28 protein-coding genes are annotated in these 24,930 nt (G+C 59.8%); 10 read left to right on the forward strand and 18 right to left on the reverse strand.

Features of this window, described 5'->3' with window-relative positions; translation table 11 throughout:
- Window positions 1-88 precede the first annotated feature (88 nt).
- Window positions 89-961 (forward strand): oxidoreductase, encoded by an 873-nt coding sequence (locus AC1DTN_RS05185; RefSeq protein ID WP_442206971.1) that lies wholly within the window; start codon window positions 89-91, stop codon window positions 959-961.
- A gap of 63 nt (window positions 962-1,024) precedes the next feature.
- Here the strand turns inward: AC1DTN_RS05185 and AC1DTN_RS05190 are convergent, their stop codons facing one another.
- The 3 genes from AC1DTN_RS05190 to AC1DTN_RS05200 form a co-directional block, all read right to left on the reverse strand.
- A complete protein-coding gene (locus AC1DTN_RS05190; protein WP_442206970.1) occupies window positions 1,025-1,495 on the reverse strand; it encodes a BA14K family protein in 471 nt (156 codons plus the stop codon).
- A 145-nt stretch (window positions 1,496-1,640) separates the two neighbouring features.
- Complete coding sequence (locus AC1DTN_RS05195) at window positions 1,641-1,856, reverse strand: cold-shock protein (RefSeq protein WP_007824341.1); 216 nt, start codon at window positions 1,854-1,856, stop codon at window positions 1,641-1,643.
- A 488-nt stretch (window positions 1,857-2,344) separates the two neighbouring features.
- A complete protein-coding gene (locus AC1DTN_RS05200; protein ID WP_439016035.1) occupies window positions 2,345-3,235 on the reverse strand; it encodes a DMT family transporter in 891 nt (296 codons plus the stop codon).
- Window positions 3,236-3,345: 110 nt separating this feature from the next.
- Between AC1DTN_RS05200 and AC1DTN_RS05205 the strand changes: the two genes are divergently transcribed.
- Both AC1DTN_RS05205 and AC1DTN_RS05210 read left to right on the forward strand, forming a co-directional pair.
- Window positions 3,346-3,909 carry a DUF1176 domain-containing protein gene (locus tag AC1DTN_RS05205; protein WP_442206969.1) on the forward strand — a complete coding sequence of 188 codons (564 nt, stop codon included), beginning with the start codon at window positions 3,346-3,348 and terminating at the stop codon, window positions 3,907-3,909.
- A complete protein-coding gene (locus AC1DTN_RS05210; RefSeq protein ID WP_442206968.1) occupies window positions 3,882-4,331 on the forward strand; it encodes a hypothetical protein in 450 nt (149 codons plus the stop codon). The genes AC1DTN_RS05205 and AC1DTN_RS05210 overlap by 28 nt, the downstream gene beginning before the upstream one ends.
- On the opposite strand, the gene AC1DTN_RS05215 is transcribed toward AC1DTN_RS05210, so the two are convergent.
- The 3 genes from AC1DTN_RS05215 to AC1DTN_RS05225 all read right to left on the reverse strand — a co-directional run bounded on the left by AC1DTN_RS05215 (window position 4,328) and on the right by AC1DTN_RS05225 (window position 6,217).
- The gene (locus tag AC1DTN_RS05215) at window positions 4,328-5,482 is read right to left on the reverse strand and encodes a PQQ-dependent sugar dehydrogenase (RefSeq protein ID WP_442207054.1); all 1,155 of its coding nucleotides are present in this window, start codon (window positions 5,480-5,482) and stop codon (window positions 4,328-4,330) included. The genes AC1DTN_RS05210 and AC1DTN_RS05215 overlap by 4 nt on opposite strands.
- Before the next feature lie 110 nt (window positions 5,483-5,592).
- On the reverse strand, window positions 5,593-5,928 hold the full coding sequence (locus AC1DTN_RS05220; protein WP_477920054.1) for a sortase: 336 nt from the start codon (window positions 5,926-5,928) through the stop codon (window positions 5,593-5,595).
- A complete protein-coding gene (locus AC1DTN_RS05225) occupies window positions 5,918-6,217 on the reverse strand; it encodes a hypothetical protein (protein ID WP_442206966.1) in 300 nt (99 codons plus the stop codon). The genes AC1DTN_RS05220 and AC1DTN_RS05225 overlap by 11 nt, the downstream gene beginning before the upstream one ends.
- 385 nt (window positions 6,218-6,602) lie before the next feature.
- Between AC1DTN_RS05225 and AC1DTN_RS05230 the strand changes: the two genes are divergently transcribed.
- Window positions 6,603-7,805: a pyridoxal phosphate-dependent aminotransferase gene (locus AC1DTN_RS05230; RefSeq protein ID WP_113322081.1), complete on the forward strand. Its 1,203-nt coding sequence runs from the start codon at window positions 6,603-6,605 to the stop codon at window positions 7,803-7,805.
- 126 nt (window positions 7,806-7,931) lie between these two features.
- Here AC1DTN_RS05230 and AC1DTN_RS05235 read toward each other — a convergent pair whose 3' ends face one another.
- Entirely contained in the window at window positions 7,932-9,026 is a 1,095-nt protein-coding gene (locus AC1DTN_RS05235; RefSeq protein WP_113322082.1) for a calcium:cation antiporter, read from the reverse strand.
- Between the two features lie 239 nt (window positions 9,027-9,265).
- Here AC1DTN_RS05235 and AC1DTN_RS05240 point away from each other — a divergent pair, with 239 nt between their 5' ends.
- Window positions 9,266-9,547 (forward strand): DUF2188 domain-containing protein, encoded by a 282-nt coding sequence (locus AC1DTN_RS05240; protein ID WP_007824317.1) that lies wholly within the window; start codon window positions 9,266-9,268, stop codon window positions 9,545-9,547.
- A 34-nt stretch (window positions 9,548-9,581) separates the two neighbouring features.
- On the opposite strand, the gene AC1DTN_RS05245 is transcribed toward AC1DTN_RS05240, so the two are convergent.
- The gene (locus tag AC1DTN_RS05245; RefSeq protein ID WP_442206965.1) at window positions 9,582-10,490 is read right to left on the reverse strand and encodes a LysR family transcriptional regulator; all 909 of its coding nucleotides are present in this window, start codon (window positions 10,488-10,490) and stop codon (window positions 9,582-9,584) included.
- Between the two features lie 89 nt (window positions 10,491-10,579).
- On the opposite strand from AC1DTN_RS05245, the gene AC1DTN_RS05250 reads away from it, so the two are divergent.
- Complete coding sequence (locus tag AC1DTN_RS05250) at window positions 10,580-11,605, forward strand: NAD-dependent epimerase/dehydratase family protein (protein WP_442206964.1); 1,026 nt, start codon at window positions 10,580-10,582, stop codon at window positions 11,603-11,605.
- On the opposite strand, the gene AC1DTN_RS05255 is transcribed toward AC1DTN_RS05250, so the two are convergent.
- From AC1DTN_RS05255 to AC1DTN_RS05270, 4 genes are all read right to left on the reverse strand, one after another.
- Window positions 11,602-12,399 carry an aminoglycoside phosphotransferase family protein gene (locus AC1DTN_RS05255; RefSeq protein WP_113325119.1) on the reverse strand — a complete coding sequence of 266 codons (798 nt, stop codon included), beginning with the start codon at window positions 12,397-12,399 and terminating at the stop codon, window positions 11,602-11,604. The two genes, AC1DTN_RS05250 and AC1DTN_RS05255, sit on opposite strands and share 4 nt — an antisense overlap.
- A 73-nt stretch (window positions 12,400-12,472) precedes the next feature.
- Complete coding sequence (locus AC1DTN_RS05260; RefSeq protein WP_113325118.1) at window positions 12,473-13,597, reverse strand: alkene reductase; 1,125 nt, start codon at window positions 13,595-13,597, stop codon at window positions 12,473-12,475.
- Window positions 13,598-13,621: 24 nt separating this feature from the next.
- On the reverse strand, window positions 13,622-14,788 hold the full coding sequence (locus tag AC1DTN_RS05265) for an MFS transporter (RefSeq protein ID WP_113325117.1): 1,167 nt from the start codon (window positions 14,786-14,788) through the stop codon (window positions 13,622-13,624).
- Window positions 14,789-14,790: 2 nt separating this feature from the next.
- Window positions 14,791-15,084 carry an ArsR/SmtB family transcription factor gene (locus tag AC1DTN_RS05270; RefSeq protein WP_113325116.1) on the reverse strand — a complete coding sequence of 98 codons (294 nt, stop codon included), beginning with the start codon at window positions 15,082-15,084 and terminating at the stop codon, window positions 14,791-14,793.
- Between the two features lie 154 nt (window positions 15,085-15,238).
- On the opposite strand from AC1DTN_RS05270, the gene AC1DTN_RS05275 reads away from it, so the two are divergent.
- Entirely contained in the window at window positions 15,239-15,613 is a 375-nt protein-coding gene (locus tag AC1DTN_RS05275; RefSeq protein ID WP_477920056.1) for a hypothetical protein, read from the forward strand.
- Window positions 15,614-15,641: 28 nt separating this feature from the next.
- Here the strand turns inward: AC1DTN_RS05275 and AC1DTN_RS05280 are convergent, their stop codons facing one another.
- Together AC1DTN_RS05280 and trxB are read right to left on the reverse strand one after the other, a co-directional pair.
- Window positions 15,642-16,538 (reverse strand): LysR family transcriptional regulator VtlR, encoded by an 897-nt coding sequence (locus tag AC1DTN_RS05280; RefSeq protein WP_112543602.1) that lies wholly within the window; start codon window positions 16,536-16,538, stop codon window positions 15,642-15,644.
- 22 nt (window positions 16,539-16,560) lie between these two features.
- Complete coding sequence (gene trxB, locus AC1DTN_RS05285) at window positions 16,561-17,535, reverse strand: thioredoxin-disulfide reductase (RefSeq protein WP_113325115.1); 975 nt, start codon at window positions 17,533-17,535, stop codon at window positions 16,561-16,563.
- 230 nt (window positions 17,536-17,765) lie between these two features.
- On the opposite strand from trxB, the gene AC1DTN_RS05290 reads away from it, so the two are divergent.
- Complete coding sequence (locus AC1DTN_RS05290) at window positions 17,766-18,233, forward strand: Lrp/AsnC family transcriptional regulator (protein ID WP_007824299.1); 468 nt, start codon at window positions 17,766-17,768, stop codon at window positions 18,231-18,233.
- Window positions 18,234-18,336: 103 nt separating this feature from the next.
- Here AC1DTN_RS05290 and AC1DTN_RS05295 read toward each other — a convergent pair whose 3' ends face one another.
- The 3 genes from AC1DTN_RS05295 to greA are packed head-to-tail and all read right to left on the reverse strand — an operon-like array spanning window position 18,337 to window position 20,740.
- Entirely contained in the window at window positions 18,337-19,131 is a 795-nt protein-coding gene (locus tag AC1DTN_RS05295; RefSeq protein ID WP_442206963.1) for a hypothetical protein, read from the reverse strand.
- 51 nt (window positions 19,132-19,182) lie between these two features.
- Window positions 19,183-20,232, reverse strand: coding sequence for a glycosyltransferase family 4 protein (locus AC1DTN_RS05300; protein WP_439016015.1), 1,050 nt, complete (start codon window positions 20,230-20,232; stop codon window positions 19,183-19,185).
- A 31-nt stretch (window positions 20,233-20,263) separates the two neighbouring features.
- Window positions 20,264-20,740 (reverse strand): transcription elongation factor GreA, encoded by a 477-nt coding sequence (gene greA / locus AC1DTN_RS05305; RefSeq protein WP_113325123.1) that lies wholly within the window; start codon window positions 20,738-20,740, stop codon window positions 20,264-20,266.
- A gap of 249 nt (window positions 20,741-20,989) precedes the next feature.
- On the opposite strand from greA, the gene AC1DTN_RS05310 reads away from it, so the two are divergent.
- Both AC1DTN_RS05310 and AC1DTN_RS05315 read left to right on the forward strand, forming a co-directional pair.
- Window positions 20,990-22,222, forward strand: coding sequence for a putative DNA modification/repair radical SAM protein (locus tag AC1DTN_RS05310; RefSeq protein WP_439016014.1), 1,233 nt, complete (start codon window positions 20,990-20,992; stop codon window positions 22,220-22,222).
- Complete coding sequence (locus AC1DTN_RS05315; protein WP_442207053.1) at window positions 22,222-23,667, forward strand: UdgX family uracil-DNA binding protein; 1,446 nt, start codon at window positions 22,222-22,224, stop codon at window positions 23,665-23,667. Before AC1DTN_RS05310 ends, AC1DTN_RS05315 begins: the two co-directional genes overlap by 1 nt.
- Window positions 23,668-23,689: 22 nt before the next feature.
- Here AC1DTN_RS05315 and AC1DTN_RS05320 read toward each other — a convergent pair whose 3' ends face one another.
- On the reverse strand, window positions 23,690-24,880 hold the full coding sequence (locus AC1DTN_RS05320) for a T6SS phospholipase effector Tle1-like catalytic domain-containing protein (RefSeq protein ID WP_442206962.1): 1,191 nt from the start codon (window positions 24,878-24,880) through the stop codon (window positions 23,690-23,692).
- Between the last annotated feature and the right edge of the window lie 50 nt (window positions 24,881-24,930).

Genomic DNA, 24,930 nt, shown 5'->3' on the forward strand with positions numbered 1-24,930 from the left:
TTCAGGTGTGTATAGATCTCCAAGGTACCTTCTTTCCATTGGAAACAATAGATCCTAAATGGAGCGGGAACCGAAAAGGAGGTTTCCCATGTCGAAGGTTTGGTTGATTACAGGAAGTTCGCGCGGTCTCGGGCGTGCGCTCGCTGACGCCGTGCTCGAGGCCGGCGACAAGCTGGTCGCGACGGCGCGTGATCCCGACCAGCTTGCCGATCTCGTCGAAGCGTATGGTCCCCGCGTTTTCACGTTGCCGCTCAATGTGACTGATGAGGCGGCGGCGGAAGCTGCGGTGAAAACCGCGGTCGAAACATTCGGCCGGCTCGATGTGCTGGTCAACAATGCCGGTTACGGCAATGTCGCGCCGATTGAGGATACGAGCCTTGCGGATTTCCGGGCGCAGATCGAGACCAATCTCTTCGGCACAATCATCATGACCAAGGCGGCGATCCCGGTCATGCGCGGGCAGGGGGCAGGGCACATCATCCAGTTCTCCTCCGTCGGTGGCAGGATCGGTCCTGTCGGGCGTGCACCCTATGCGGCGGCAAAATGGGGTGTCGAGGGCTTTTCCGAAGTGCTCTCCAAGGAGGTTGGGCCGCTCGGCATCAGGGTAACGGTGATCGAGCCTGGGGGCTTCCGCACGGATTTCGCTGGCTCGTCGACGGCGATTTATGAAGGTCGCCCGGAATACGCTGAAACGGTTGGTGCCATGGCAGATTACCAACGCAACTATAATGGCCGCCAACCCGGCGATCCGGCCAAGGCGGCCGCCGTGGTCCTGCACATTGCCTCGCTCGATACACCGCCGCTACGCCTGCTGCTCGGCAGCGACGCGGCCGCGGCCGTGGAGAAGGCGGATGCTGCGCGAATGGAAGCCGATCGCACTTGGCGAGTCGTCAGCCAGTCGACCGATTTTGAACAGGACGGAGGTGCCAAGCCTATGCCCTGGGAGAAGAAGGCCGGCTGAGGTGTGGACAAAAGAAAAGCGCCGCACTGTGGCGGCGCTTTTCGTCAGAATATCTTCAGCCTATCAGCTTGCGACGCAGAAGTGTTCGCGACCGTCATTGCCGACATAGGTGCCGCTCTGCGGATCGAAGCTGCGGTAGCGATAAGAGCAATAGCGCTGCCATTGAGCACTCCAGGGTTCCATGGCGCTGACTGGGCGACCATAGACGGGGCGGCCGTAGGCCGGCTCGGAATAGACCGGTTCGGAGTAGACCGGACGCGCGCGGTAAACCGGCGGCGGAGCATATTCCGGCTCATAGACCGGCGGGTCGATGTAGCGGCGCTCTTCATAGACCGGGCCATTATTGGCATTGGCGATGGCAGAGCCGACGATCAGGCCAGTGGCAAGGCCGACAGCACCACCGACCAGCGCATCGTTGCCGTGGTCGTGGCCATGACGCCAGTAGCGATCGCCTGCAGAGGCTTCGCCGATGGCCGAGAGCGTGAAGGCGGCAGCGGTTGCGGTCAGAAGAATGGTCTTTGCAAGCCTGTTCATGGCGTAAAATCCCGGTATCGGGAACCGGAAGCGGTCCCTTCTCAATGGTTCTGAAACTAGCGGCGTCATGCTGAACGAAGGCTGAACGACAAAACCCGGCATCCGCTGCCGGGCTTCAACTCGAATTCCACGCCTATGCGAGGGTTCAGCCTGAAATCTGCAGATTGACGGCCTTCGGGCCCTTGCCGCGGCGATCCGGCTCCGTGTCGAAGCTTACTTTCTGGTTTTCCGTCAGACCGGCCAGACCGGAAGCCTGAACGGCAGAAATGTGAACGAAGATATCGGCGCCACCTTTGTCCGGCTTGATAAAGCCGAAGCCCTTGTCGGTATTGAAGAATTTTACAGTGCCAGTCTCGGCCATGCCTCAGGTCCTTTTGTCTCCGCCCGCCATCCACACGGGCAGCATTACGCTATTGCCTTCTTGCGAAGACGCTGGCAGGCAATCTTGAAATGTGAGAAAAAGGTCCCCTCTACCTCCGCCGGTTCCAGACAGGACTTAACGCCTGCTGTTTTTTGGGACCGGCTGACCGGAATATTAGCGTTTCCGGCTCGCAAATTCTTAAGGACTTCCCATGCTCGCAAAATGCCCGAACGCGCGAAGAGTGCTGCGTTTGAAGGATTTTGGCAAGCAAAAGTTTTTTAACGTGTCCCTAAGAACACACCCGCAAAAATGACCTGTTTTCGCAAAAACGCAAAAAATCCTCCGTCGGGAGCAAATGATTAACGTTTTATATCGTCTGCAATATAAGTTCCGGGCAGATTTTACCAAAAATGCAACGCTAGCGCGTCTTAACACCTGCTTAAAAAAAATTTCAATTGGCACTAAACGCCCCACAAATGGACGCGTGTTCAGGCCGTTTGCGAGCGTCGACGGGTCATTTCGGGCACGAGCTCGACTACAAGCATAGCGATAAACATCAGCGCACAACCGACATAGCCGAGCGGCGGCATGCTCTCGCCCAAAAGAAGTGCGGCGAGCGAGGCGCCGAACAGTGCTTCGGCGGAGAGGAAGATCGCCGCCTGTGACGGCGTGGTGTAGCGCTGGGCGACGACCTGCAGCACGAAGGCGACGCCCGAGGAGAAGATGCCGACATAGAGGATTTCGGGTGCTGCCGCGCGGATATCTGACAGGCTGATCGGTTCGAAAATGGCCGCGATGATGAGCGCGCAGACTGCCGTGACCGCAAACTGGGCGCTGGACAGGGCAAGTGGCCGACCCGTTTCCCCAACCGTCGTTCCGGCAAGCGTGATCTGGACCGACCAGAAGATGGCACAGACGACGGTCAGCAGGTCGCCGATCGTAAGGGCCGAGAGTTGGCCGCCGGAGAGCAGGTAAATGCCTGACACGGCCATGATGGCGCCTGGCCAGATGATCCAGTGCGGCGAGCGGCGCAGGAAGAAGACGGCAATCAGCGGCACGAAGATCACATAGAGGCCGGTGATGAAGCTGGAATTGGTGACGGTCGTCGTCTGCAGGCCGACCTGCTGTGTCGACGCGCCGCCGAAGAGCGCCAGTCCGATCAAAAGATAGAGACCGAGATGTCTGCGGCTGGTTGCGATCTTTGCCCTGCGGGCTTCGAAGAGCGTGAACGGCAGGGTGGCAAGTGCAGCGATGGCGAAGCGCAGGCCGATGAACCAGAAGGGACCGATCGCCTTCATTGCCGTCGACTGGGCGACGAAGCCTCCGCCCCAGATGGCGGCTGCAAGCAATAGAAGGAGGTTCGCCTGAATGCGCGTCATTTTCACCCTCGATGTTGGGGAAGCGTCTGGGAGCTATGCTCAGCGGGTTAGCAGTTGCATTTCTTTTCGGCAAGGATGAGGATTCCCCATATGGTTCGGAGGACATGCAGATGAGGGGGCAACTGATTGCCGTCGCGACAGCAGTCGTTCTGGCGGGGCTTGAGAGCGCTTCAGCCGAGGCTTCCTCGTCCGTCCGTCTGATTTCGCTCTTTGCCGATCTGCCGGAGTCCGTGCGGGCGGATATCGAGCCTGATGATGGCAACTGCCATATCGAAGAGCGGCGCCTTGCCTATGGCGACGCCTTCGAAGTCACTCAGGAGAAGGGGATGAGGCTGATCATCGTGCCCTGCGGCCCGGCCGGTGCCTACAACATGCCTTCCGCGATCTATGGCGGTCAGGGCAGCCAGATTTCTCGAACGGTCTTTCCGCTGAAGTTTTCAGAAACGACAGGCGATACGGGTTTCAACATCCGCTACGATGCGATGGAGAGGCGTTTCACTTCCTTCGTGAAGGGGCGTGGCATGGGCGATTGCGGCAGCTATTATGCGTGGCGCGTCGCAGAGCCTGAGAACACGGATTTCCTTGTTCTCGAGGAAGTGCGCATCAAGGAAGGGTGCGATGCAAGGGCCGATGGCGGTCCGGCAACATGGCCGCTCGTGTGGAAGCGCCAATGACGGCAGGATATTCCGGCACGCCGCTCGCAAGGAAGCTGGGGCTCAAACCGGGACAGACGGCCTTGCTCATCAATGTTCCCGATGGGTTGGCCGAGATCAGCCGGTTCGAGGGTTTCGCTACGGTCGAACGAGTCTTTCCAAAGGCCCCCGATCGGCAATTCGATTATATCCACGTCTTCGAAACACATCGTGTGGCGTTGGAAGAGATGGCGGCGGCGTTATTCCGTGTGATCAGGCCCGATGGCATGGTCTGGATATCCTGGCCGAAGAAGAGCTCGAAGGTGGCGACCAGCATCACGGAGGACGCGTTGCGCGAGATTTTGCTGCCGACAGGCCTCGTCGACGTCAAGGTCTGCGCCGTCAACGAAACATGGTCAGGGCTGAAATTCATGATCCGCAAGGAATTGCGGAACTCGCTTTAGCCGGCACGGTCTGGGGCGCGGGAAACCCGAAGCAATTCGCCGTCATTCTCATCGGTCACCATCAGCAATGCCCCATCGGGGGCCACGATCACATCGCGGATGCGGCCGTAATCGCCTTCGAACATGCGCTCCTCGGCGGTGAAGGCGCCGCTCGCATCCCGCTGCATGCGCGACAGCAACTGGAACTTCAGGGCGGCGACGATGAAATTGCCGTTCCATTCCGGAAACATCTTGCCGCGATAGACCACGAGAGCGCCCGGGGCGATCGACGGATCCCAATAGTGCAGGGGCTGCTCCAGGCCCTCCTTGGCGGTGCCTTCGCCGATCTTGGCGCCGGAATAGTCGCGGCCATAGGTGATGATGGGCCAGCCGTAATTCTTGCCGGGTTCGGGATTGTTGATCTCGTCGCCGCCGCGTGCGCCATGCTCGACGGTGTAGAGCTTGCCGTCGGCACTGTCGAAGGTGATGCCCTGCGGATTGCGATGGCCCTTGGACCAGATCTCTGGCAGGGCTTTGCTGCTATTCTTGAAGGGATTGTCGGCGGGAATGCTGCCATCGGCGTTGAGATGGACAATGGAGCCGGCGTCATCCTTCCAGTCCTGCGAGCGGTTGCGGTCACCGCGATCGCCGACGCTGATGAACAGTGAGCCGTCGGGGGCGATCGCGATGCGTGAGCCGTACTGGATGTTCCCGCGGGTAAAGTGCCGCATGGTGAAAATGGGCGTGACGTTTTTGAGGCTCTTTTCATCTGAGGATAGTGTGGCGCTGAAAGCCTCGGTGCCGGAGCCTCGGTCGCTGGCAGTTGCGGCGGTCAGGTAGAGCTTTCGGCTGGTGGCGAAATCCGGGGCAAGCGCGACATCCATCAAGCCGCCCTGGCCGCGGGCGCTCACCTTTGGCACGCCATCGATCGGATCGGAAACCTTGCCGTCGCGGATGATGCGCAGCCGCCCCGGCCGCTCCGTGACGATATAGCCGCCATCAGGCAGGACCTCGACTGCCCAGGGGTGCTCCAGCCCTTCGGCGAGTTTCTCGACACGAACCGAAACTTCCTGCGTCCTGACGATGTCCCCGATCTGGGCAAGAGCTGGACTTGCAAAAGCAGCGGCTCCTGCCAGCAGCGCGGCGAAACGGAAAGTCGAAATGGCGTCCATCATAATCCCCCGTCGTCAGTTTAAGGGGAAGGTGGCGCGGGGCATGGTGCGCTTCAACCGTAGTCGGCGCTCCATAACGGTTTTGTGTTCTCGGATTGAATGAGAGCAGGTCAGTTGATTACGCGGGGAGGGAAACGGGTATCGAAATCGGCCTGTTGCAATTCCGCGCTCATTATCCGCTGTGTGATGTAGTAGCCGGTGCRCTTTGCTTCAGCTTTCAGGAAAAGTCCGCAGCCGATCAGCGCCATGCCGTAGAAGGTAAGGCAAACGATACCGACGGCGACCAGTTTCTCGACGATCGAAAGCCCGGGAAGACGGGGTCTTGGCGGTGCAGGCGGTGCCTCGTGGGCAGACGCGGCGGCCATTGCCAGCTCCATGTAGGTCGGCAGCGGCTCGAACGTGTCCGCTTCCTCGGTCCAGCTGGAACGCTGCGGCTTAGCGGGCATCGCGCCCGCCTCCCCAGATGACAAGGCCCTTAATGCGACGCAGCCAGATGGCGAGCCCGTTTGCGGCGACCAACGCGGCGAAAAGCACTGCTACGCCATCGGCAATCTTCTGGTCGGCATAGGAAGCGTGGAGCGAACTGGAAGCCATGGCCGGTCCTGCTTCGGCGACTGAAAAGAGGCCGAACGCCGCGACGACACAGCTTGCAAACGCGATGACCGCCACCATCAGCGACAGAGAAACCCGGCTTGCGCGCAGACGTCCCGCTGCGTGCTCGTCTTCCAGAAACATGGCATACCCTCAATAACCAATGTCGGATGGTGATAGAGTAGCGGTTTGATCTCGGCGCTCTCACGACCGAATTGCGGCATGCCGCGGCATTTGTTGCGGCTTATTCGTGGCAAATGGTAAACGGGCGATAACCTTGATTTTAAGGAATAAAACAGGGCCGACTTCAGAAACTGATTCAACTTCCTGTGAGCCTGGATCCACCCCTTGCGGCGTCTCTTCGAACCTCGGTTCAAAATTCCAGAGGCAGGTGCGGCAATCGATCAATAAGAATCATTGCCGCCATCACGCCTTTGCGCTTGAAATGATGTCACACATTGGACATAGAGCTTAGCGCAGAACTCCGGTCCCGGCCTTCTGCCCGTTTCAACCTTGTAGGACCGATATCATGGCTTTCCTTGCCGATGCCCTTTCCCGCGTGAAGCCTTCAGCCACCATCGCCGTTTCTCAGAAAGCGCGCGAGCTGAAAGCCAAAGGACGCGACGTCATCGGCCTCGGCGCAGGCGAGCCCGATTTCGATACGCCGGAGAATATCAAGAAAGCCGCCATCGACGCGATCAATCGCGGCGAGACGAAATACACGCCGGTGTCCGGTATCCCCGAACTGCGTAAGGCGATTGCCGCCAAATTCAAGCGCGAGAACGGTCTGGAATATTCCTGGGAGCAGACGATCGTCGGCACCGGCGGCAAGCAGATCCTGTTCAACGCCTTCATGGCGACGCTGAACCCCGGCGATGAAGTCGTGATCCCCGCGCCTTACTGGGTGTCCTATCCCGAGATGGTGGCGCTCTGCGGCGGCACACCGATTTTCGTTTCGGCCACCCAGGAGCATAATTTCAAGCTCCAGCCCGCCGATCTCGAAAAGGCGATCACGCCGAAGACCAAGTGGTTCATCTTCAATTCGCCGTCCAACCCGACGGGCGCTGCCTATACGCATGACGAGCTGAAGGCGCTGACAGACGTGCTGATGAAGCATCCGCATGTCTGGGTGCTGACGGACGACATGTACGAGCACCTGACCTATGGTGACTTCAAATTCGTCACGCCCGTCGAAGTCGAGCCGAAGCTCTACGACCGCACGCTGACGATGAACGGCGTCTCCAAGGCCTATGCGATGACCGGTTGGCGTATTGGTTATGCGGCAGGCCCGATCCAGCTGATCAAGGCTATGGACATGATCCAGGGGCAGCAGACATCGGGTGCGACCTCGATCGCCCAGTGGGCGGCTGTCGAAGCGCTGAACGGCACGCAGGACTTCATCCCAGAGAACAAGAAGATCTTCGAAGGCCGCCGTGATCTCGTTGTTTCCATGCTGAACCAGGCCAAGGGCATCGTCTGCCCGGTGCCGGAAGGCGCCTTCTACGTCTATCCGTCCTGCGCCGGGCTCATCGGCAAGACAGCCCCGTCCGGCAAAGTCATCGAGACGGACGAGGATTTCGTTTCCGAACTCCTGGAATCGGAAGGCGTTGCCGTCGTTCACGGCTCGGCCTTTGGCCTCGGCCCGAACTTCCGCATCTCCTATGCGACCTCGGAGGAGCTTCTGGAAGAAGCGTGCCGCCGCATCCAGCGCTTCTGCGGCGCCTGCAAGTAATCATCGGCTATCAGCCGCATTAAAAAAGCCCGCCAGGGATGGCGGGCTTTTTGTTTGTCCTGACCTTCTAATTGAACGCGCTGCGAAAATGATTCCGATTGTCGCGTTAAGCCGCTGATTTCAGATTCAAAGTCCGATCGCCGTCAGCATGATGAAGGTGGCGAAGAGGATGAAATGGGTCATGCCTTCGATGGCATTCGTCTCGCCGTCATTGAGGTTGATGGCGGCGGCAATCAGGGTAATCGCCACCATGACGGTCTGGACCGGCGACATGGCCATGATGAAGGGCTGGCCGGTATAGAGCGCGATCGCTTCCATGACCGGTACCGTGAGGATGACCGTCGAGAGAGACGCGCCCATGGCGATGTTGACGGTTGCCTGCATACGGTTGCGGAGCGCCGCCCTCAAGGCCGTCAAAATTTCCGGTGCGGCGGAGATGGCGGCAACCACGATGGCAGTCACGGCAACAGGAGCGCCGGTATCGCGCAGGCCTTCGCTCATGAAGCCTGACATGAATTCGGCAAGCGCGCCGATGATGACCACGCCGATAAGGATGATGGTGATCGAGGTCGCGACCGATCCCTCTCCGTCATGTTCCTCGGGATGTTCCTTCTGCCGTTCCGAACGCGGATAGCTGTAGGAGAAGAAGTAGCTGTGCTGGCCGACCTGCATGCGCAGGAAAAGGCCGTAGAGCGCGATCATGGCGATGATGGTGAAGCCGGAATAATAGTGCCACTTGTCGCCGGGCACGAATTCCGGAACGATCATCGAGATGCCCATGGCGGTCAGGATCATCACACCATAGGTCTTTCCGGAATTGTCGTTATAGGGCTGCTCGCCATGTTTCAGTCCGCCGAGCAGGGCGGCAAGGCCGAGGATGCCGTTGATATCGAGCATGAGAGCCGAATAGATCGTGTCGCGCACGAGCGTCGGCGACGTTTCCTCGCCGCTCATCATGATGCCAAGGATGATGACTTCGACAGCGACTGCCGAGAGCGTCAGGATCATCGTGCCGTAGGGGTCGCCAACCTTGACGGCCAGCAGTTCCGCGTGATGGGCGACGCGCATGGAGGCGAGCACGATGGTTGCAATCAGCGCGGCGGCGGCGAAAAGCGCCATGCCCCGGCCGGCCTCCGTGACCGAATGTTCCAGCAAGTAGGTGATGACCGCGACAATGACCGCCACGATCAGGAATTTTTCTTCCTTAAGATGCAATGCCATTTCTACCACCAGCGCCGATTTTGATTCCCTCGGGGAATCTAAGCCGGTGATTTTTCTATGCAAGCAGACTCCCCACTGATGAAATTTGCAGTCTGTGACGATTAATGAAATACTGCTTTTCATACGGCAGCCGGAACCCAGATCGCGGCGTCCTGGAAATCTTCTCAAGCGGCCCGCGCTGAACCGGACATGATCCGGGAGCCTACGGATGCGCAACGAGAAGAAGAGGAGACACATGCATGGTCAAGGTGGTCTACGAAGTCGTACCGCATGACGGCGGCTGGGCCTACAAGCTTGGAGACGTCTATTCCGAGGCATTTCCGAGCCACTCCGAAGCGCTCGAAGCAGCCCGTATCGTTGCGGCCGAGCAGCAGGTTGGCGGCGATTCCGCCGAGATCAGCTGGCAGGATGCGCAGGGCAAGTGGCACGAAGAATATGCCGAAGGTGGCGATCGTCCCGAGACCGAGGTCGTGGACGGCTTTACCAAAGGCCGTTCGCCCGAGGTTTCCCCGGAGCCCTGATCCGGTTGATTTTCTGAAATCCTTCAGCGCGTCGTCAGGCGCGCGTTTCCCTGCATGACTTGATATAATTCAGCAGACCCTTGACCAGCGCGTCGAAGGCGACACGGCAGCGGGGCGAGGTCTTGAGGCTTTCGTGCATGGCGACCCATGTGCCGAGCTGGATTTCGAATTCATCTGCCAGAATGTGAACGAGATCGGAATTGGGACGGCCCAGCCCGGTCTGACAGATGCCGATTCCCACACCGGCGCGAATGGCCGTGTAGTGCGCCAGATGATTGCTGGTTCGGAAGGTGGCGGTGAGTTCATCCACGGCCGGGTAGAGCTTTCGCATCATGCGGATATAGGCTGTCTGCCTGTCGAAGCCGATGATGCGATGACCGGCAAGCTCGGCGAGGGTTTGCGGTGTGCCGTGGCGTTCCAAATAGCGGCGATGCGCGTGAAAACCGAGCGGGATATCGCCGATGCGCCGCACCAGAAGTGCATCCTGCTGCGGTTCGGCCATGCGCACAGCAATATCCGCCTCCCGGTTCATGAGATCTTCCAGCGCATCCGATGCCGAAAGCTCCACCTGCAAGCCCGGATAGGCTTCCTGCAGATCGGCGATGATCGGCGGCAGCACTTCGACGCCGATGACCTCGCTGGCGCTGATGCGCACGGTGCCTTCCACTTTGTCGCGCTTGCTGGATGCTGTGCGCAGGAAGGCGGCGGCCGTCGTTGCCAATGTTTCGGCATAGGGCTGGAGGTCGAGCGCCACATCGGTCGGCAGCAGGCCATTCGAAGAGCGGATAAAAAGCTCTGCACCGACAGCCTCCTCGAGCGCGGCGATATGGCGGCCGATTGTCGGCTGCGTCAGGCCGAGCTCACGGGCGGCGGCCGAGAGCGACCCCTGGCGCAGCACGGTGAGGAAGGAGCGATAGAAATCCCAGCTTGGTTCGGTGCCCATATAATTATGTATAGCAGCGGAACTTATTTCGTCAATTTTGTTTATCTCGGGTTGAAGGCATAGTCGTCTCATCGAACAAGGAGACGATCATGAGCAGCGAATATCAGGACAAGAAACTGGCGCTGGTTCTCGGCGCCACCGGCGGCGTCGGCAGTGCGGTCGCCCGCAAGCTGCAGTCACGCGGCTGGAAGGTCAGAGCGCTCAACCGCAACGCCGCGAAAGCATCCGCGAGCGGGCAGGGTTTCGACTGGATACAGGGGGACGCGATGAATCTGGCGGACGTGCGCAAGGCTGCCGAAGGCGCAAGCCTGATCGTGCATGCGGTCAATCCGCCCGGTTATCGCGACTGGGAGAAGCTGGTTCTGCCGATGCTGGATAATACGATTGCCGCAGCTCGTGCCGTCGGCGCCCGCATCGTGCTGCCAGGCACCGTCTACAATTTCGGGCCGGATGCGTTTCCTGTTGTGACGGAGGATAGTCCGCAGCACCCGGTGACGAAGAAGGGCAAGATCCGCGTCGAGATGGAGAAGCGCCTGAAGGCTGCTTCCGAGACCGGCACTGGCGTCATCATCGTCCGCGCCGGCGACTTCTTCGGGCCGGGCGCTACCAGCAATAGCTGGTTCTCCGCTGCTTTTGCCACGCCGGGCAAACCTGTTGGTACGATCAAGAATCCGGCTAGGCCGGGCATCGGTCACCAATGGGCCTATCTGCCCGATGTAGCCGAGACGATGGTGCAGCTCGTCGAGCGTGCCGAGCGCCTTCCGGCTTTCGCCTGCTATCACATGAACGGCTTCTGGGATGGCGATGGCCGGCAAATGGCGGAGGCGGTCCGGCGTGTTGCCGGCGGTGCGGCCAAGATCGGTCGTTTCCCCTGGTTCATCGTGCCGTTGCTCGCTCCCTTCATGACGGTCATGCATGAACTGAAGGAGATGCGCTACCTCTGGAAGGTGACGCTGCGCATGAGGAACGACAAGCTGGTCGCCGAACTCGGAACCGAGCCGCACACGCCGATAGACGAGGCAGTGTGGGCCTCGCTCATTGCACAGGGCTCCCTACCAGAGCCGCATGGAGCAACGACCGCGGCACCTCTCTCTCATGTCGGGAAGGCGGGTTAAGCCAGTTCGGCGAGCGCGATGCGGGCGACAGTCAGAGGCTTTTCTGCCGACACGTGGTCATCATCTTCGAGGAACCAGGCGGCGGAAAGACCGGAATAGGCGGCTATCCATTTCAGCAGGCGGGTCGGCTCGATATTGGCCTCCTTGGAGACGATCGCAAGCTGACGCTTCAGACGAGCGGGGTCCGTTATCGTCGGCAGGTCTTCATTGGCGAAAATATTGGCAAAGTCGAAGCCGCGTTCGCCCCAGAGACGCTTGGGATCGATCGCCAGCCAGCCCCGTTCGCCGAAGTCGAGGATATTGCGGTGGTGAATGTCGCCGTGAAGAATGCTGAACTGCTGTGGCTCGGCCAGCAAAGCGCTCGCCGTTTTCCAGCAGTCGGCAAAGGTGGCGCCATGGGTGAGGGCGGCCGGCTCCAGATCGCGGAACCAGCGCTTTAGCGGTGTGGAGTCATGGAGAGGAGTAGGGCGGGGCGCGTGCAGCTTTGCCGCCGTGCGCACCATGATGCGGCTTGCCTCGTCGTCCTCGCCATTCATTGCCATGTTCAGCAGCGAGCGTTTATCCGTCGCGCGCTCCAGCAGAACTGCATCATCTTCCTGGGCATAGACACGGGCAGCGCCATCGCCGTCCCACCACTTCATCAACAGCGCGCCTTCGCGTTCGCTGCTGTGGGTCGCGACTTTCAGCATGGCCGGCTTGTTTTGCCAGATGACCGGCAGGAGGTGGCTTGAATGGGTGATGATGGGTTCGCCGTCAGCAGTCAGCGACCAGCGTTCGAGATAGGGAGAGAACATCGGCGCAAGCTAGCGGCAATGGCCTGAAATGGAAACCCCGCCGGATGGCGGGATTTCTGTTTGTCCAAGACGATCAGGCGACCTTTTCCAGGGCCGGATAATCGACATAGCCCTTTGCGCTGCCGCCGTAGAAGGTAGACTGGTCCGGCGGGTTGAGTGGCAGGTTCTTTTCCAGCCGTTCGACGAGATCGGGATTGGAGATGAAAGGCTTGCCGAAGGCGACGAGATCGGCCGTGCCGTTTTCGACGGCTTCGATCGCCATATCTCTGATATAGCCATTGTTGACCATCCAGGCAGCCTTGCCACCAGCCTTCTCATAGGCGGCGCGCAGCGCCTTGTAATTGAAAGACGGGTTGTCGCCCTGGCGATAATCGCGGTCGCCGCCGGTCTGGCCTTCTACGACATGGATATAGGTAAGGTCGTACTTGGCGAGACCTTCAACGACATGCGTGAAGAGCGCCTGCGGATTGGAATCGTAGGACTCACCCGACGGCGTGACCGGCGAAATGCGGATTGCGGTACGGCGAGCGCCGATTTCCTTGGTTACGGCCTCGACCACCTGGAAGGTGAACCGCGTGCGGTTTTCGATCGAGCCGCCATATTCGTCGGTGCGGTCGTTGACGCCGTCGCGCATGAACTGGTCGAGCAGATAGCCGTTGGCGCCGTGGATTTCGACACCGTCGAAGCCGGCATCGATCGCAGCGCGGGCAGCCTTGCGATAATCCTCGATGATGCCCGGAATTTCGGAGGCTTCGAGCGCGCGGGGCTCGGACGTATCGGCAAAGGCGCCGCTACCGTCAGCGTTGACCAGATAGGTCTTTGCCTTGGCGATACGGTTGGTCGAGGACACCGGCTTGCCGCCGTTCGGCTGCAGCGTCGTGTGGGAGATGCGACCGACATGCCACATCTGCACGATGATCTTGCCGCCTTCGGCATGAACCGCGTCCGTCACGCGCTTCCAGCCATCAACGGCTTCCTTGCTATAAAGGCCGGGAACGTTGGCATAGCCCTGGCCCTGATGCGTGATGGCGGTCGCTTCCGTGATGATGAGGCCGGCCGTGGCGCGCTGGCGATAATATTCGACGTTGAGGTCGTTCGGGACTGCGCCCGGAGAACGGTTACGCGTGAGCGGCGCCATGACGATATGGTTCTTGAGCGCGATATCGCCGATCTGAGTCGGCTGGAAAAGCTTGGCCATGGAAGGTCCTTTCTGCTTGGGGGATCACTCGGCAGCAGCGGGGGCAGTCTGCGCCCGGCCGGAGAGATAGGTGAGAACAGTGGCGGCAAGGCCGATCAGGGCCATGGCGGCTGCGGCGAGGGGAACGCGATTGAGATCGAGGCCGGCATCGATGACCATGCCGCCGACCCAGGCGCCAAGGGCATTGCCGGTGTTGAAGGCGCCGATATTGATAGTCGAGACCAGGTTCGGGGCCTCCTTGCCGAAACCGACGACGCCGACCTGCAGGGCGGGAACCGCGGCGAAAGTGGCGGCGGCCCACAGGAAGAGGGTAATCTCGGCGGGGATGAAGAAGCGGCTCGTATAGAAGAAGATCGCTGAAGTCAGTGCGATCGCCGCGAAGATGGCGGCAAGGGCTGTGCCGAGGCGCCAGTCGGCGAGCTTGCCGCCGATCAGGTTTCCGACCGTCAGGCCGACGCCGATCAGGAACAGGGTCCAGGTGACGCCTTCCGGCGAGATGCCCGTCACGTCGCGCAGCAGCGGAGCGATGTAGGTGAAGAGCGTGAACATCGAGGCCGAGAAGAAGACGGTAACCGAGAGCGCCATCCAGAGGCGGCCCTTCCGCAAGGCGGCGATCTCACGCAGAATGCTGCTCTGCTCTTCCTGCTTATCCCTGGGCAGGATGGCGATCAGGCCGGCAATGGTGACGATGCCGATGGCGGTAACGACCCAGAAGGTGGAGCGCCAGCCGAAGGCCTGGCCGATGGCGGTGCCGAGCGGCACGCCGAGCACGTTTGCGAGCGTCAGGCCGGTAAACATCAAGGCGACGGCGCGTGCCTTGCGGTCTTCGCTGACGAGATTGGCGGCGACGACCGAGCCGATGCCGAAGAAGGCGCCGTGGCAGAGGGCGGTGACGATGCGTGCCACCATCAGCACCCAATAATTCGGAGCGATGGCGCAGAGCAGGTTGCCGGCAATGAAGAAGGCCATCAGCATGATGAGTGCCGAGCGGCGCTTCAGCTTGGCGGTCGAGACCGCCATGATGGGGGCACCGAGCGCGACGGCCAGCGCATAACCCGTAACCAGCCAGCCGGCCTCAGGGATCGTGACAGAGAGGTCGGCTGCGACTTCGGGCAGAAGGCCCATGATGACGAATTCGGTGGTGCCTATCGCAAATGAGCTCAAGGCAAGAACGAGCAGGGCAAGGGGCATGATTAAAGATCCTGCGTTAGCTGCTGGAGGAAGGCAGCGATCGTTTCTTCGTTACGCTTGTAGAAGATCCACTGGCCGACGCGCTTGCTGGTGACGAGGCCGGCGCGGTGAAGCGTGCCGAGATGGGCGGAAACTGTGGATTGGGAAAGGCCGCAGCGTTCGAACTGGCTGGCGCAGACGCCCATTTCAAACGGGTGTTCCTGCGTCGGGAAGTGCTCTTCCGGATTCTTCAACCAGTTGAGGATGTCCATCCGGGCAGGGTTGGCCAATGCCTTGAGAATCTCGTCTTTGTCCATCGTCGTTCATCGAAGTATAAATCGGATTTTCCCGATATATGGATCGGTGATTTTCGATATGCAAATCACGGAGGCGTGAGCTGACGGTTTTTCCGGCTTGCTTAAGTTTTAAGCAAAAAAAGAGGGCCACCGGAAAACCAGGGCCCTTTTAAGTGTGAAGGTCAAAAACCTCCAGAGGGGAACAGCCAACGCGGTGGCACTGGGAGAGAAGCCACCAAATGCATCAGCTATGAGCGATATGGTGGTTCTTTGTGCAGCTTTCAATACATTTTTGTGCATGTCTGCTATGCACTGCACAAATTTTTCCGCATTGCGGTATCTACCGACAAAAATTCGGGCAAAAAAAGAGGGCCACCGGAAAACCAGGGCCCTTATAAGTGTGAAGGTCAAAAACCTCCAGAGGGGAACAGCTAATGCGGTGGAACTGGGAGGAAAAGCCACCGTGTGCATCAGCTATGTGCGATATGGTGCTTTAATGAGCAAACAACAACCCTTTTTTGTGCATGTCAGTCATGCGTGGGTTGCATGATTTGAAATTCGTTCCATAAAAATGGAAATCAGAAGTTCCAGTTGCGGGCCTTGCTGACGATGAAATCGCGGAAGGCTTTCAGCTTGGCGGCGTTCTTGATCTCGTCCGGATAGCAGAAATAGGTATCGAAGGAGGGGACGTCGGCATTGATTGCCAGCTGGATCAGACCGGGGTCGCGACCGACGATATAATCCGGCAGGCAGGCGATGCCGATGCCGAGCAGGCAGGCCCGCTTGATCGAGGTCTGGCTGTTGATCTGCAGATGCGGAATGCGCTTGTTGTCCGACGAGCGACCGGCGATTTCCAGCCAGTTGACGTCGAGCAGGTAGTTCGGCGCAGGCTCCCCGAAAGTGATGATGCGGTGATTGTCGAGATCCTCGATCGTCTGCGGCTCGCCGTGGCGGTTGATGTAGGAGGGGGCCGCATAGACGTGCATATGCACGGTGAAGAGCTTACGCTGGATGAGGTCCGACTGCTGCGGCTGGCGAAGGCGGATAGCGCAATCGGCATGGCGCATGTTCACATCCACTTCCTCGTTGTCGAGGATGAGCTGGATCTGCACATCGGGATAGAGCTGCAGGAATTCCTGGATCTTGTCGGTCAGCCATCCCTGGCCGAGGCCGACTGTCGTGGTGACGCGCAGCTTGCCGGACGGCGTTTCCGTCGTCTCGGTCAGTTGCATCTTCACGGTTTCGAGCTTCAGCAGCACATCATGGGCGGTGCGGTAAAGCAGTTCGCCCTGTTCGGTCAGGATCAGGCCGCGTGCGTGGCGGTGGAAGAGCTTGGTGCCCACATCCTGCTCGAGCGCGCTGACCTGACGGCTGATGGCCGACTGGGACAGATGCAGCTTGTCAGCCGCATGCGTAAACGATCCGGCTTCGGCAGCTGCGTGGAAAATACGCAGCTTGTCCCAGTCCAATGGCATTCCCCCACCCCTCATGCCACTGTTACTCCGCTGCTACGGCAACGGGCATGTGGCCCGTCAGATAACGTTCTGCCTCGAGGGCGGCCATGCATCCCATGCCTGCGGCGGTGACCGCCTGGCGGAACGTATCGTCCGTCACGTCGCCTGCGGCATAGACTCCCTCCAGGCTGGTCGCAGTCGAATCCGGTGCGGTCCAGAGATAGCCACTGTCCTTCAGCTTCAGCTTGCCCTTGAAAAGTTCGGTTGCCGGCGCGTGACCGATCGCCACGAAGACGCCGTCAACGACGACATCGGTGATGGCGCCGGTGCGGGTGTCGCGCAGGCGAGCACCGGAAACGGACGGCGGCATTGGGGGCTTTGCCGGCGTGCCCGTGATCTCGGCGACTTCGGTATTCCAGAGAATCTTGACGTTCTCCTTGGAGAAGAGACGTTCCTGCAGGATTTTTTCTGCACGGAAGCTGTCGCGGCGGTGCACGACGGTGACCGACTTCGCGATGTTCGACAGATAGAGCGCTTCTTCGACGGCGCTGTTGCCGCCGCCGACCACGATCACATCCTTGTTGCGGTAGAAAAAGCCATCGCAGGTGGCGCAGGCAGACACGCCAAAGCCCTGGAAATGCTGCTCGCTTTCGATGCCGAGCCACTTGGCCTTGGCGCCGGTCGCAATAACAAGCGTATCGGCAGTCCAGACTTGGCCGCTATCGGTGCGGGCGACGAAGGGACGCTGGTTGAGGTCGACTTCGGTCACGAGGTCGTTGACGATCTCGGCGCCGACATGCTGCGCCTGCTGCAGCATCTGGTCCATCAGCCAGGGCCCCTGGATAGGATCGGCAAAGCCCGGATAGTTCTCGACATCGGTGGTGATCATGAGCTGGCCGCCCTGTTCCAGACCGGCGATCAAAACCGGCTTCAGCATGGCGCGCGCGGCATAGACCGCTGCCGTATAGCCGGCAGGTCCGGAACCGATAATGAGCACCTTGGTATGGCGGGCAGACATGGAATTTCCTTTCGACTTGCAGGATGCGGCGGCTAAGAGGCGAATAAGGCCGTTTCGCGATCCCTGCGCCATTTATGAACGACCAATGCTTTTATTCAAGGGCAGCCTTGCATTACCAACAAGGCAAATGCAGGCGCTGTGCAAGATTCCGTCATCTGACTGAAACTTTCTTGCGTATTCCGTCGCTTTATATAGAAGCTGCCCGCGGGGAATTAAAGAAAGGCCTAAGCGTGGTTCGCGCTGAACTTGACGTTATCGACATAAAGATATTGCGGGAACTGCAGGCCGACGGCCGCATGACCAATGTGGAACTTGCCGACCGGGTGGGAATTTCAGCGCCGCCCTGCCTGCGCCGGGTGCGCAAGCTCGAAGAGGCGGGTGTCATCGAAGGCTATCACGCGATGCTGAACAGCCCGAAGCTCGGGCTCGATCTCGTCGCCTTCTGCATGGTCGGCCTCAAACATCAGTCCGAAGCCAATCTGAAGGCCTTTGCCGCTGCCACCACCGAATGGCCGCTGGTGCGCCAGGCCTGGATGGTTTCCGGCGACAGCGATTTCCTGCTGCATTGCGTGGCCCAAAACCTCACACGCTTCCAGGATTTCGTCATCGAGGTGCTGACGGCCAACGAGCATGTCGATACCGTTCGCACCATGCTGACGATCCGCCAGGTGAAGAAGCTCGGGCTCGTCGAACTGTAATCTAAAGCGTGTCGCGATCTTCCAGATCCGCTTGCCACGCTTTAGGCTCTTGTTTTTGCATGTCGTTGCCGCAAAACCGCTACACACTTTTGCGCGACATGCTTTAGCCGCGCCAGGCCTTGCTCAGCCAATCGGTATTGCCGATGCGGCGATACCATTTCTGGCCGCCGCCTTCAAAAACTTCACTCATTTTCGGACTGCCGGCAAAGACGACGATCTTGGCCTCCGGTGGCAGCTCGGGATCGCGCCAGAAACTGTTGATGTGGCTGGGCACACAGGCATTCTTGAAGCTCACGCACCATTCGCGCGGCCAGTATTGCAGATGTCCATGCGCTGCGAGCTGCGCACTCTGGAACTGCTGGGAGATCTCGTATTTGGACATGGCCGCCACCGGATCGGCGATATAGGTATCCAGAATATAAGCGTGGGCGCCGATTTCGTAGCGGAAGACCGAACTATTGCCGACCGAGCCCAGGAACCTGTCGCGGGTGGGATTGACTATGCGCAGCGGCTTGGCGCGGAAGAGATCGTCATCACGGATGATGAGGAACTTTCCCGGATGCTGGAAGAGCGGTTCCAGATCATCGACGATGACGAGATCGAGGTCGAGGAAGAGGCCGATGCCCTTGAGATCGGCAAGCTCGCGGCGGAAGAGCGCAAGCTTCTGCCAGCGGCGATCCTTGGAGCCGGCCGGCAGGCCGAGCTCAGGCAGGGGGAAGGTTTCTATACCCTCGTCGAGGCCGGCGGTATTGTCGGTGAAGCAGACAAAGCGATGCGGGCGCTTCAGGTGTCGTTTGACACCGCGGTAGAGATTGTTGACATATTCGGCGCCGTAGAGCGTCCCCCACTTCATACAGAGCACGTTGACCAGGTTTTCGTTGTCGTTTGCGGTCGACATCTACGTGTCCCTACCTCCCTGATATGTCGTTGCCATGGTCTGACGAACGGCTTACGCGCCGAGAAGTTGCTGGTAAATCCGATTGATCGCCGTCGCTTCCTTTTCCAGCGCGAAATTTTCTCGCACGTGCGCCAGCGCCGTTTCGCCCTGCGCAATGGCGAGGGTGGGATCAGCAAGATAGGTGGCGATCGCCGCCGCCAGTGCCTCGCCGTCACCTGGCGGCACGATGATGCCGTTCTCGCCGGGCACGATCATTTCAGCGTAGGCGCCGGCGTCAGAGGCCACGACCGCTGTTTTCGAAGCCATGGCCTCCAGCGGTGTCAGGCCGAAGCCTTCATTGCGGGAGGGCGCGACATAGAGCGTCAGGCGGCGATACCAGACCTTGATATCTGGCACTTCGCCAATGAAGACGATGCGGTCGGTCAGGCCGGCTGCGGCGATATCGGCCTTCAGCTTGTCGGCGAATGCAATGTGCTCCGGGGTGACGCGACCGGAAATCACGGCCGTCCAGTCCGGATACTGCGGCAGCAGCGCGATCATCGCCTGGACGAAAAGATCGGTGCCTTTCTGATGGCGGACGCGACCGAAGCAGCCAATGAGGTAGCGGCCGGGCAGGCCTGTGGCAGCGATCGTGTCGACAGACCCTTCGGGGGGATGGAAGAGCGTGAGATCGACGCCGTGCTGGATGACCGTGTATGGTACCTTGAGGAACGAGCCGGAACGGCTGCTGGTGGCGATGACAGCATCCATCTGGCGGATCAGCCAGCGGGTGTAGGAGCTATGTCGGCGTTGGGCGGCCGAGGTGAAGACGAGCTTCAGCGGCATGCGCAGCACGTGACGCATGAGGATGCCCGCCGCCATCTCATTGTTGCGGCGTGCGTGCCAGACCCGGTGACGCCGTCCCGCGGGCGGACGCCGGAGGCCAGCAAGCTGCGGCCATTTCAGGCGCGGAAGTTCCGGCGGAAGGCCGGGGCCGAGGGCTGCGATCCTGATCCCTAGCCGGATCTGGCAGGGGATGAGCTGGACGATCGTCGACGTGACGCCGGAGAGCCGGCGTTTCAGGTTGGGCGCGATGATCTCGACGTCACTGATATCCGGCACTGGCTGCTCTTGAAGAGGGAGGCGCGGGCGATCAGCCCCAGGAGACGGAGAGGATTTCGTAGGCCTTCGAACCACCCGGCGCGTTGACTTCGATGGAATCGCCGACTTCCTTGCCGATCAGTGCGCGGGCGATCGGGGAGGAGATCGAGATACGGCCCTGCTTCACATCGGCTTCCTGATCGCCGACGATCTGGTAGGTCTTTTCCTCTTCGGTGTCCTCGTCGACGAGCTTCACCTTGGCGCCGAACTTGATCTTGTCGCCCGACATCTTGGAGAGATCGATGACTTCGGCGCGCGCCGTCAGGTCTTCGAGCTCGGCGACGCGGCCCTCATTGTGGCTCTGCGCTTCCTTGGCGGCATGGTACTCGGCATTTTCGGAAAGGTCGCCATGGGCGCGCGCTTCCGCGATTGCCTCGATGATTCGCGGGCGCTCCTCCTGCTGGCGCCAGCGCAGTTCTTCCTGCAGCTTGACGAAACCACCCTGTGTCATCGGTACCTTATCAACCATTTTTTCGTCCTTCTCTCCCCGCGTCTGCAGTTCTCGCAGACACAAAAGAAAACAGGTCCCGAAGGGAACTTCGGAACCGTGCTACAATCTTAGTTCGTTGCTTATAGCAGATCGGCACGCGCGATTTCCATAAAATTCTTACCGAAGCTTTCCGCTTCCCGCAGAAGTGCCTGCTTTTGAAGGGAAGTTGGGTGGAGGCTCATTTCTTCGTCTTGATTTTGCCACCGTGAACATTTAGTGAACATCGGGATGAAGAAATCGCTTAAAGAACGGTTGGCGATCCTCTCCGATGCCGCCAAATATGATGCTTCCTGCGCCTCCAGCGGCACAGTCAAACGGGATTCGGCTGCCTCTGGAGGGCTCGGCTCCACCGAAGGCTCGGGCATTTGCCATGCCTATGCGCCGGATGGGCGATGCATCTCGCTTCTGAAGATCCTGCTCACCAATTTCTGCATCTATGATTGTGCCTATTGCATCAACCGCTCGTCCAGCAATGTCGAGCGCGCCCGCTTCACACCGGAAGAAGTGGTCTGGCTGACACTGGAATTCTACCGGCGCAACTATATCGAGGGATTGTTTCTCTCCTCCGGCATCATCCGCTCGTCCGACCACACGATGGAGGAAATGGTGCGCATCGTGCGGGAGTTGCGGGTCACGCATCAATTTCGCGGCTACATCCATCTGAAATCCATTCCGGAGGCCTCCGCGCATCTGATCGAGGAGGCGGGGCTCTATGCCGATCGCCTGTCGCTCAATATCGAACTGCCAACCGATAGCGGCATCAACCGTTTTGCGCCGGAGAAGAAGCCGGCCAGTATCCGCCGGTCGATGGGCGATCTCAGGCTGAAGATCGAGGCTGCGGAAGAGCCGACGCTGCAGACCAAGAGGCGCAAGCGCTTCGTACCGGCCGGCCAGAGTACACAGATGATTGTCGGCGCCGACGGCGCCAATGATGCGACGATCCTGTCGACCAGCGGCCAGCTCTATAGCAGCTATGGTCTCAAACGAGTCTATTATTCCGCCTTCAGCCCGATCCCCGACAGTTCGAAGAACCTGCCGCTCATCAAGCCGCCGCTGATGCGCGAGCACCGGCTCTATCAGGCGGACTGGCTCTATCGTTTCTATGGTTTCGGCATCGACGAAATCACCTCGACACAGCAGGGCGGCATGCTGGATCTCAATCTCGATCCCAAGCTCGCCTGGGCACTCGGCCATCGCGAGGACTTCCCCGTCGATGTCAACCGCGCCGATCGCGAGAAGCTGCTGCGTGTGCCGGGCCTCGGCACCAAGACGGTAAAGGCGATCCTGACTGAGCGGCGGCAACGCCGTCTGCGGCTTGAAGACTTGCCGCGGCTCGGCGTGTCGATCCGCAAGGTGCAGGCCTTCATCACTGTCGAGGGCTGGACGCCGCATCGTCTTGTCGACCGGCCGGACTTGCGCGCGATGTTCGAGCCAAAACCCGAACAGTTGTCGCTGCTATGATGCGCCGGGTGGTTCTGGAGGGTAGGGGCAATTTCGAGGAATGGCGCAAGGCCGCTCGCGCCTTCGCCGCAGCTGGGATTCTGCCAGAAGAGATCGACTGGCATGAAAAGAGCAGCGAACCGGGCTTTGCCTTCCAGCGTGACGCCTTGCCGCCTGCTCCTCCTGCCGACGCCAAGCCGATGAGCGTTTCGCCGGCTTTCATGGCGTTAGCCGAGGCCGTGATCTGCCATAGCGATGCCAGGCGTTTTTCGCTGCTCTATAGCCTGCTCTGGCGATTGCAGGAAAACCGGAACCTGCTGGATCTGGCGTCCGATGAAGAGGTTTCGCGTGCTCTGCTGATGCAGAAGAGCGTGCATCGCGACGCCCACAAGATGACGGCCTTCGTGCGCTTCAAGGAGGTGGCGGCACCTGCCGGCGGGCGGCGAAAATTCATAGCCTGGTTCGAGCCGGATCATTATATCGTCGCGCGCAAGGCGCCCTTCTTCCAACGCCGCTTCACCGACATGGACTGGCTGATCGCGACGCCGAAGGGTTCGGCCGCCTGGGACGGCGAGCGGCTGACGACAAGCAATGTGGCCTGCGAGAAACCTGACATCAGTGACGCGACCGATGATCTCTGGCGCATCTATTATGCCAGCATCTTCAATCCGGCGCGGCTGAAGGTGAAGGCCATGCAGGCAGAGATGCCGAAGAAATACTGGAAGAACCTGCCGGAAGCCGATCTCATCCCTGGCCTGATCGCCGAGGCCGAAGCAAAAGTGCTCGCCATGGCCGAGCGCGAGGCGACCATGCCGCTTCCCTATCACAATAAGATCCAGGAGGCGGCAGCCCGCATGCCGGCCCCGCAGATGGCCCCTGCGGGAACGCTGGAGGCATTGCGCGAGGAGGCCGCCGTCTGCAGCCAATGCCCGCTGCATGCGAAGGCGACGCAGACCGTCTTCGGCGAAGGGCCAGATGATGCCGAGATCATGTTCGTCGGCGAGCAACCAGGCGATCAGGAGGATCTCGCAGGTCGACCCTTTGTCGGGCCGGCGGGTAAGGTTTTCGACGAAGCGATCGCGCAGGCCGGCATCGATCGGTCGAGGCTCTATGTCACCAATGCCGTCAAGCATTTCAAATACGAGCCGCGCGGCAAGCGGCGTATCCACCAGAAGCCCAATCTCGGCGAGGTGCAGCATTGCCGCTGGTGGCTGAAGCTGGAACTCGATCTCGTAAAGCCGAAATTGATCGTGGCGATGGGCGCGACGGCGCTCTATTCGCTGACCGGCGAGAAGCAGAAGCTGGAGGATCTGCGCGGACGCCCGATCGCGATGGAGGAGGGGCGATTGCTCTTTGTCACGGTGCATCCCTCCTATCTGCTGCGAATTCCGGACGAGGGGAGGAGGGCACAAGAGCTGACCCGCTTCCGGCAAGATATGAATCTGATCAAGGGCCTGGCTGCCTGAGCGTAGAATTCGATTCAATGCGTCAGGGGACGAAGACCGGATCTTTCGGCAGGTTCGGCGGATTATATCCGGTCACCATGCGCACCCTCACGGATTCATGCAGGTTTGCGCCGTCGGGGATGAAACGCCTGTCTTCGCGGGGCAGATAAATGCCCCTTCTGTCGCCGCGCCTGCGCCAGGAGTTTTCCGGCACGCGCCGCGGGATATATTCGAGCAGCTTCCACCCTACGCTCATTGAGTTGTGCAGCGGCGCTGCCGCATTGAGCTCGACATAGTATTTGTCGCTTTTGCCAAGGACGATATTGTTGATCGTGCGCGAAACGTAGAGCAAGCCTGAGGGCCCCGTTTCGCGGATCATCCAGTCGAGCGGTATCTTGATCTGTGCGCTCTCGGCCTCCGGGTAACCGCCGCCGATATCGCCGTGGACGCCTGCAAACCAGACCTCCTTAAAGTCCTGTTTTGCGATCGCGGGCTTGAAGGGATTGCCGCGGTAATCCTGATCCGGCGCCCACAATTCCGGTTGAAACATGGTTCTGCGTTCGTCGATCGCCATGGCATGGCGCACATATTCGACGCTCGGATTCTTGCGGGTGAAGGGGTGGGTCTTGAACTGAATGCGCCCTTTGCCCTTTTCGATGACAGAGGCAACCGTATCAAAGAGACCGAGCAGCTTGATCGGCGGGCGGTCGTTGCGCAGCATGCGCTCGTAGAGCCGCATGCTCTTGAAGGCCGATGAGGGATCCCCGCCATCGGCGCGCTGCTCCTGTTCGGGAATGCCCTTATAGGTTCTGTAAGCGTAATCGAGCAGGTTCAGGTGATATCTGCTACACAGCCCAAAAGCATGGATGAAACCTGCGAGAACGCGGGCCGTATAGGCGCCGCGGCTGAAGCCGAAAATATAGATGCGATCCCTGTCGGGATGGCCGCCGTGATCGTCGGGCGTGCCGGCATCGTAATTTTCGACGAGGAAGCGGTAGGCGCCTTTGACGTTTTCATCGAGACCCCAACCAGTGGTAAGGCCCCAGACCTCGATAGACTTGCGGTAGAAGGGCGACCAGGCGTCTGCCGCACCCAGCGTGCCGACGCCGGGGTCGTAATAGACGATCTGTTCGTCGGAGCGCTTCAGCGTTCCGAACAGACGTAAAATATTGGTGCGATCTGCAGTTATCTCGTTCGACGTGCCGTCGAACAGGATGACGATATTCTTCGACATGCTGCTTCCCCGATACGGCCGGGGAGCAGGCTAACACCAAGTATCCATGT

The sequence above is a fragment of the Rhizobium sp. 01T444 genome, from assembly GCF_056398305.1.

Excerpts from the sequence above, each read along its gene's own strand:
- AC1DTN_RS05185 (WP_442206971.1), top strand. The coding sequence starts at position 89 with ATGTCGAAGGTTTGGTTGATTACAGGAAGTTCGCGCGGTCTCGGGCGT.
- AC1DTN_RS05190 (WP_442206970.1), bottom strand. The coding sequence starts at position 1,495 with ATGAACAGGCTTGCAAAGACCATTCTTCTGACCGCAACCGCTGCCGCC.
- AC1DTN_RS05195 (WP_007824341.1), bottom strand. The coding sequence starts at position 1,856 with ATGGCCGAGACTGGCACTGTAAAATTCTTCAATACCGACAAGGGCTTC.
- AC1DTN_RS05200 (WP_439016035.1), bottom strand. The coding sequence starts at position 3,235 with ATGACGCGCATTCAGGCGAACCTCCTTCTATTGCTTGCAGCCGCCATC.
- AC1DTN_RS05205 (WP_442206969.1), top strand. The coding sequence starts at position 3,346 with ATGAGGGGGCAACTGATTGCCGTCGCGACAGCAGTCGTTCTGGCGGGG.
- AC1DTN_RS05210 (WP_442206968.1), top strand. The coding sequence starts at position 3,882 with ATGGCCGCTCGTGTGGAAGCGCCAATGACGGCAGGATATTCCGGCACG.
- AC1DTN_RS05215 (WP_442207054.1), bottom strand. The coding sequence starts at position 5,482 with ATGGACGCCATTTCGACTTTCCGTTTCGCCGCGCTGCTGGCAGGAGCC.
- AC1DTN_RS05225 (WP_442206966.1), bottom strand. The coding sequence starts at position 6,217 with ATGTTTCTGGAAGACGAGCACGCAGCGGGACGTCTGCGCGCAAGCCGG.
- AC1DTN_RS05230 (WP_113322081.1), top strand. The coding sequence starts at position 6,603 with ATGGCTTTCCTTGCCGATGCCCTTTCCCGCGTGAAGCCTTCAGCCACC.
- AC1DTN_RS05235 (WP_113322082.1), bottom strand. The coding sequence starts at position 9,026 with ATGGCATTGCATCTTAAGGAAGAAAAATTCCTGATCGTGGCGGTCATT.
- AC1DTN_RS05240 (WP_007824317.1), top strand. The coding sequence starts at position 9,266 with ATGGTCAAGGTGGTCTACGAAGTCGTACCGCATGACGGCGGCTGGGCC.
- AC1DTN_RS05245 (WP_442206965.1), bottom strand. The coding sequence starts at position 10,490 with ATGGGCACCGAACCAAGCTGGGATTTCTATCGCTCCTTCCTCACCGTG.
- AC1DTN_RS05250 (WP_442206964.1), top strand. The coding sequence starts at position 10,580 with ATGAGCAGCGAATATCAGGACAAGAAACTGGCGCTGGTTCTCGGCGCC.
- AC1DTN_RS05255 (WP_113325119.1), bottom strand. The coding sequence starts at position 12,399 with ATGTTCTCTCCCTATCTCGAACGCTGGTCGCTGACTGCTGACGGCGAA.
- AC1DTN_RS05260 (WP_113325118.1), bottom strand. The coding sequence starts at position 13,597 with ATGGCCAAGCTTTTCCAGCCGACTCAGATCGGCGATATCGCGCTCAAG.
- AC1DTN_RS05265 (WP_113325117.1), bottom strand. The coding sequence starts at position 14,788 with ATGCCCCTTGCCCTGCTCGTTCTTGCCTTGAGCTCATTTGCGATAGGC.
- AC1DTN_RS05270 (WP_113325116.1), bottom strand. The coding sequence starts at position 15,084 with ATGGACAAAGACGAGATTCTCAAGGCATTGGCCAACCCTGCCCGGATG.
- AC1DTN_RS05280 (WP_112543602.1), bottom strand. The coding sequence starts at position 16,538 with ATGCCATTGGACTGGGACAAGCTGCGTATTTTCCACGCAGCTGCCGAA.
- trxB (WP_113325115.1), bottom strand. The coding sequence starts at position 17,535 with ATGTCTGCCCGCCATACCAAGGTGCTCATTATCGGTTCCGGACCTGCC.
- AC1DTN_RS05295 (WP_442206963.1), bottom strand. The coding sequence starts at position 19,131 with ATGTCGACCGCAAACGACAACGAAAACCTGGTCAACGTGCTCTGTATG.
- greA (WP_113325123.1), bottom strand. The coding sequence starts at position 20,740 with ATGGTTGATAAGGTACCGATGACACAGGGTGGTTTCGTCAAGCTGCAG.
- AC1DTN_RS05310 (WP_439016014.1), top strand. The coding sequence starts at position 20,990 with ATGAAGAAATCGCTTAAAGAACGGTTGGCGATCCTCTCCGATGCCGCC.
- AC1DTN_RS05315 (WP_442207053.1), top strand. The coding sequence starts at position 22,222 with ATGCGCCGGGTGGTTCTGGAGGGTAGGGGCAATTTCGAGGAATGGCGC.
- AC1DTN_RS05320 (WP_442206962.1), bottom strand. The coding sequence starts at position 24,880 with ATGTCGAAGAATATCGTCATCCTGTTCGACGGCACGTCGAACGAGATA.